This is a genomic window from Bradyrhizobium genomosp. III (genome assembly GCF_000261705.1).
In the GTDB taxonomy this organism is placed as follows: Bacteria; Pseudomonadota; Alphaproteobacteria; order Rhizobiales; family Xanthobacteraceae; genus Bradyrhizobium; species Bradyrhizobium ottawaense.
The window spans coordinates 1-5,514 of the sequence record NZ_AJQF01000557.1; the positions used below are offsets into that span (position 1 = coordinate 1).

The following is a 5,514-nucleotide window of genomic DNA, read 5'->3' on the forward strand; positions in this document are numbered from 1 at the left end:
TTCGGGTATCATCCCGACCTTGAATCACGACTCACTTTCCAAGAAAAGTGGGTACTAGCGAGAAAAGAGGCAGGAGCTTTTTCAGGGTTTCGCTTTCGCACTCAAGGGCTACCGGCCATCTGAACGCTTGTGCAACATTTTTGCCAAGCCGATGACGGGACTGACGGACTAGGTATTGGTCCGCCTACGAAGATCCATATGCACGTCGCTCCACTTGCCTCACGCGATTAAGGACGACGTAGGGATCCTGCGGACGCAGCTTGTCGTTCTCGTTACGATGCGCGCTGCGTTAGCAGAGAGCATGGTGGGTGTGATCAGCGTGAATGGCACTCGACAAAGCCGTGGCGAGTCATACGAGGCTGCCCTGCGTTCTGCGACGCCGCTCGCTTCCAGCGGAACCAGTTTTTCGCAGCTAAAGCGCGATAAGATTGGAACGAATCATCATCGCGCGTAGGACTCGCGCGACTCCGGCTTCTGTGTCGGCAGGCGAACTTGCGCTTTCTTCGCGGGAGCGGCTGTGTCGGGGAGACGAGTCATTGGGCAGCTTTTTTCTGATCCTTGCCGGTCCGGAGGCGCGCCTTCGAACCTATCGGCTGAACTGAAACTACTGTCCTCATTCCGCGGCCTAATGGGGCGCATTGGCCGTAGGCTCGAGCGATGCGCAAAAGCGGACGTTTCAGCTTCGACTAAAGTCGCGTCAGCGACACCTACTGAAGGTTTAGGACAAATATACGTATGTTTATAATGCGTTTTTTCCCCGCGCGTGCTGAGTTCGGCAGCCGATGATCGATCTTGCACACGCTATCATGCGGACCCAAGTGTTCAAGATTGCCTCATTTTTGCCTAAAATGCTATAGCTCTCCCGCCGGATAACAGGCCGGACGGTCTCAAAATGTATAGGATCAGCAGTTTCAAACGTTCAGCCCCTCAGTTGACCTTGGGCAGCATAGCGCTAGCCGCGGTTACACTGACTTGCGTGTACTTTCAGGCGCATTTCGCCGCCGCGGCGTTCGCCTATTTGTTAGTAGTCTTACTATTTTCGTTGATGGGCAGCTTCATTGCTTCATCAGCGCTTTGCATCGTCGCAATCGCTGCTCTCGCATACTACTTTGCGCCGCCGGCGTTTAGTTTACGAATCGATGATCCCCGCGATGTTCCTGTGGTTGTTGCATTTCTTATTGTCTCTGTTGTCGGAACGTACCTGATTGGAAAACTCCGCCAGGAAAGAGAGGCTGCACGTGTGGCTGCGGCCAAGCTTCAGCGGAGTGCCTCGGATTTGGAGGATCGTGAAAAACGGTGGCGCGCAATTTTCGAGCACAATCCAGCCATGTACTTCATGGTCGATGAGGCCGGCATTGTCCTCAACGTCAATACGTTGGGCGCGACACAACTGGGATTTGCTTGTGCAGAACTATTGGGCCAATCCGTGCTCGACGTATTTCTGGAGGAGGATCGCGCATTCGTCCGCAAATGCATTCAGACGTGTCTTGAGGATGTTGGACAATCGCGCACTTGGGACGTCCGGAAAGTCAGGAAGGACGGTTCTGTATTGTGGGTGCGTGAAAACGCCAAGGCCATGCTTTGGGCCGGCGACCGCCCCGTCATCCTCATGGCGTGCGAAGATATTACGGAGCGCAAGCAGACCGAGCTTGCGCTGCAGCGGAGCGAAGCGCATTTGGCTCACGCGCAGGAGTTGAGTCATACAGGCAGCTTCAGCTGGAACGCCTCTACCGGCGAGGCCTTCTGGTCTAAGGAGACATTTCGGATTTTCCAAATCGATCTTCAGACGACACCGGCGCCACAACTCGTCATTGAGCGCACGCACCCAGATGATAGGGCTTCTGTCAAAGAGATTATCGATGAAGCGATGCGAGACCTGAGGGATTTCGAGCACGAGTACCGGCTGCTGCTACCTGACGGCTCCGTGAAGCACATCCATGCGCAGGCACGAGTCACGCGAACCGCCTCTGGTGAAATTGAGTTTGTTGGGGCAGCCACCGATATTACGGCAGCTAGGCGAGCAGAACAGCAGTTGCGCCGAAGCGAGGCCTATCTGGCCGAGGCTCAGCATCTCACTCACACAGGCAGCTGGTCCTGGGACGTCCACACACGAGATTTCGTTTATCGCTCCGCTGAGGTCGACCGCCTGTTTGGCTTTAACCCACAAGAGCCGGTTTCGCTAGAGACTATTCGATCGCGCATCCATCCGGAAGACTTGCCAGGGTTGCAGGAGGTGCAGCGTCAGGCGATTGACCAGGAGCACGAACGGTTCGAATATGATTTCCGTGTTATTCTGCCAGATGGCGGGATAAGGCGCATACACTCCGTTGCACACGTTGTCGTCGGCAGCGATGGTAATGTCAGCGAGCTGATCGGAACACATATGGATGTTACCGAGCAACACGCAGCTAGGGAACGCTTGGAAAACACGCTTGTAGCGCTGCGCGAGAGCGAACAGCGCTTTCGCGACTATGCCGAGACTGCTTCCGACTGGCTCTGGGAAACCGGGCCAGATCATCGGGTCACTCACTTGTCCGAGCACACCAGCGCTGCGGGAATTTTGGCGACAGGGTTAACGGGCCTGCTTCGCTGGGACATCGCGTGCGACATGGAAGAAGAACCGGAGAAGTGGCGTCAGCATCGGGCGACGTTGCAGGCACACCTGCCGTTCCGGGATCTCATCTACCGTACCGTAAATAGGATGGGATCTCCGATCTACGTCCGCACTAGTGGCAAGCCCTTCTTCGACGGAAACGGAAATTTTTTGGGCTATCGCGGCGTCAGCACTGACATCACCGCTACCATTCGCGCTGATCAGGCCGAACAAGAGCTGCGAAAGGCACAGGCGGAGCTTGCACATGTGACGCGTGTAACGACCTTGGGAGAAATGACAACTTCTATCGCCCACGAGATAACCCAACCACTCGCCGCTATCCTCAGCAACGCCGATGCGTGCCTCGGCTGGATGGCTCGCGATGTTCCCAATCTTGCAGCCGCGCGCTCTTCAGTCGAATGGATCATAGAAGATGCAATCCGGGCAAGCGAGGTGATCCGTAGTATTCGCGCACTCGCGAAAAAGGGCGAGATCGAGATGGTGCCGCTCGACATTAATCAGGTGGTTAGGGACGTCAGCGCGCTGGTAACACGAGAGCTGGTGAGCCACCAAGTGACGTTGCGAAGCGAGTTGGCGTCTGCGCTGCCTAGGGTCCTCGGTGATCGAATTCAGCTACAACAAGTGATCATCAATCTGGTGATGAACGGAATCGAGGCCATGGACGCAGTTACAGACCGGCCGCGTGAACTTCTGATTCAATCATCTACGGACGATCTGGGGTACGTGCAGCTTTCCGTGACCGATTGCGGCGTCGGGATCGCCGAGAATGACGCGGACCGCGTCTTGGACCCCTTCTTCACCACCAAATCGAGCGGCCTAGGAATGGGCCTTTCGATCTGCCGGTCGATCGTGGAAGTTCACGGAGGACGAATTTCAGTGGTTCAGAAAAATGGACCGGGCGCGACGTTCCAGTTTGCCCTTCCGCTGCATAAGGAGGCCATCTCGTGACAGGACGATTTGACTGGAGAGGCCAAGGCGGACATACCGAGGCTTCGACGAAGGCAATCGTCTTTGTCGTCGAGGATGACATCTCTATGCGTCGCTCGCTTACGAACCTTTTTCGATCGGTAGGCTTGGAGGTCGTGGCGTTCGGATCGGCCCGTGAAATGCTGCAGAGCACAATGCCGGACGTCACAAGCTGTCTAGTTCTTGATGTCCGGCTGCCGGGCCTGAGCGGCCTTGACTACCAGACCGAGCTCGCCAGGTTGAACATACACATCCCAATCATCTTCATTACCGGCCATGGCGACATTCCCATGACCGTCAGGGCCATGAAGGGAGGCGCGGTCGATTTCCTCAGCAAGCCCTTCCGCGATCAGGAACTGCTTGATGCCGTCGTTGCGGCGACCGAACGCGATCGCAAAAGACGAGAAGCTCAGCGAACCGTGGCGAACCTGAAATCTCTATTTGAGACCCTAAGCCCGCGAGAACAGGCAGTGATGAAACTGGTCGCGACGGGGCTGATGAACAAGCAGGTAGCCGCCGAACTTGGGCTCGCCGAGATCACCGTCAAGATCTACCGGGGACACGTAATGAAAAAGATGCGTGCCCGCTCGCTGGCTGACTTGATCAGAATGAGCGAGACGCTCGGAATTAGCGCCAATCACACTGAACAAACCCAAGTATGATTTTACAATTCCATCACTTAAGCCCACTTTCGCGAAAGTGGCTGACGGTTTGGCAGCCGCTGTACTGCGTCGGGAGGGCTCATCTTGTCCACGCCTTTGATTTCCGTCGTTGACGACGACCCCTCGGTCCGTGCGGCGACAGAAAACCTTTTGAAATCGCGTGGCTACGTCGTGCAGATATTTGCCTCGGCCGAGGCGCTCCTGCGGTCGCCGCGGTTGAACGAGATATCCTGCGTCATAACTGATGTGCAGATGGCAGCGATGAGCGGGCTGGAGCTGCTGGCAGAGATGCGGACGCGTGGTTACCAAGCACCCTTCATTTTCATTACAGCTTTCCCCAACGAGCGCGTACGCGCGTCAGCCTTGGACGCCGGAGCGATCGGCTTCCTCGCCAAACCATTCGGCGTACAAGAGTTACTCAAGTGTCTCGACAGCGCACTGCAGGCATATGGCGACCGAGGCCGCATCTGATTCGATCAACTGCGCGTTCTTGTCCGATCTAACGACGATCACGCACCGGGCAACCTCTTTGCGGCCGGAACCGCGACCTGCCCTAACGTTATTAGGAGCTAATTCTTGCCCGCCAAAGCATTACCGGCTACTGTCGGCTGCAAAACAACCTTTGACCTTGCGAGAGACGGAGGGTACGCCGGCTCGATTCATTCCAGGTCGTGATCAAAGTAATGCCGGCCCAGAGCGATCAGCGCCCCTAGCATTTAACTCCACCTGGAGCGAAGCTATATGCTCCATTGCAGAGCGGTTCCCGAGAGCGCTCGGCAAGCACGAGATTGGTTGTGCTCAGCCCAGCCGCGGTGACGACGAAATGGAGCTTCGCCAGGACGCCCCTCATGTCTTGGTCACCGCTTTTCCGGTGAAAGCGCTTTGAACGATGCCCAGCCCAAGGAATTGTTACGTCCGCTGACGCGTGCGGGTTGGACTTGTCTATAGGGCCGCCGCTTCGTTATCGATTCCCAGCGCTCCGGCTATCGTCAAGCTCCCACATCATGTGTGGCAGACCTCTGGTCCAACCCGTCAAACGTGCTCGGCGCAACACGTCCCCACCACGGCCGGGCTATCACACAGGTGTCCTCGCCGCAGCGAGCATCGGCAGCAACTGGTTTGTACTGTAGCCCCCAATTTCTTAGGGCAAACAAATCAGTCAGCAACTGCTAAGCTAAGGAGGACCGAGGAGACAGCATTGATGTCTCCTGTGTCAGAACGTAACCTAAGTTCGTCTGAGCTATGCGGGATTTTGGGTGACGAGGCGATCAG

3 protein-coding genes are annotated in these 5,514 nt (G+C 56.3%); all 3 read left to right on the forward strand.

Going from position 1 to position 5,514, the window contains the following annotated elements:
* Positions 1 to 892 precede the first annotated feature (892 nt).
* Positions 893 to 3,562, forward strand: a complete 2,670-nt coding sequence (locus IC66_RS0141895) for a PAS domain-containing protein (protein ID WP_011084527.1) — start codon at positions 893 to 895, stop codon at positions 3,560 to 3,562.
* Positions 3,559 to 4,242, forward strand: a complete 684-nt coding sequence (locus IC66_RS0141900; protein ID WP_011084526.1) for a response regulator transcription factor — start codon at positions 3,559 to 3,561, stop codon at positions 4,240 to 4,242. Before IC66_RS0141895 ends, IC66_RS0141900 begins: the two co-directional genes overlap by 4 nt.
* Positions 4,243 to 4,326: 84 nt before the next feature.
* The gene (locus IC66_RS0141905; protein ID WP_014497989.1) at positions 4,327 to 4,713 is read left to right on the forward strand and encodes a response regulator transcription factor; all 387 of its coding nucleotides are present in this window, start codon (positions 4,327 to 4,329) and stop codon (positions 4,711 to 4,713) included.
* Positions 4,714 to 5,514: the final 801 nt, after the last annotated feature.

Bases quoted from the DNA above. Each gene is read 5' to 3' on its own strand.
- IC66_RS0141895 (WP_011084527.1), top strand. From the start codon at position 893: ATGTATAGGATCAGCAGTTTCAAACGTTCAGCCCCTCAGTTGACCTTG.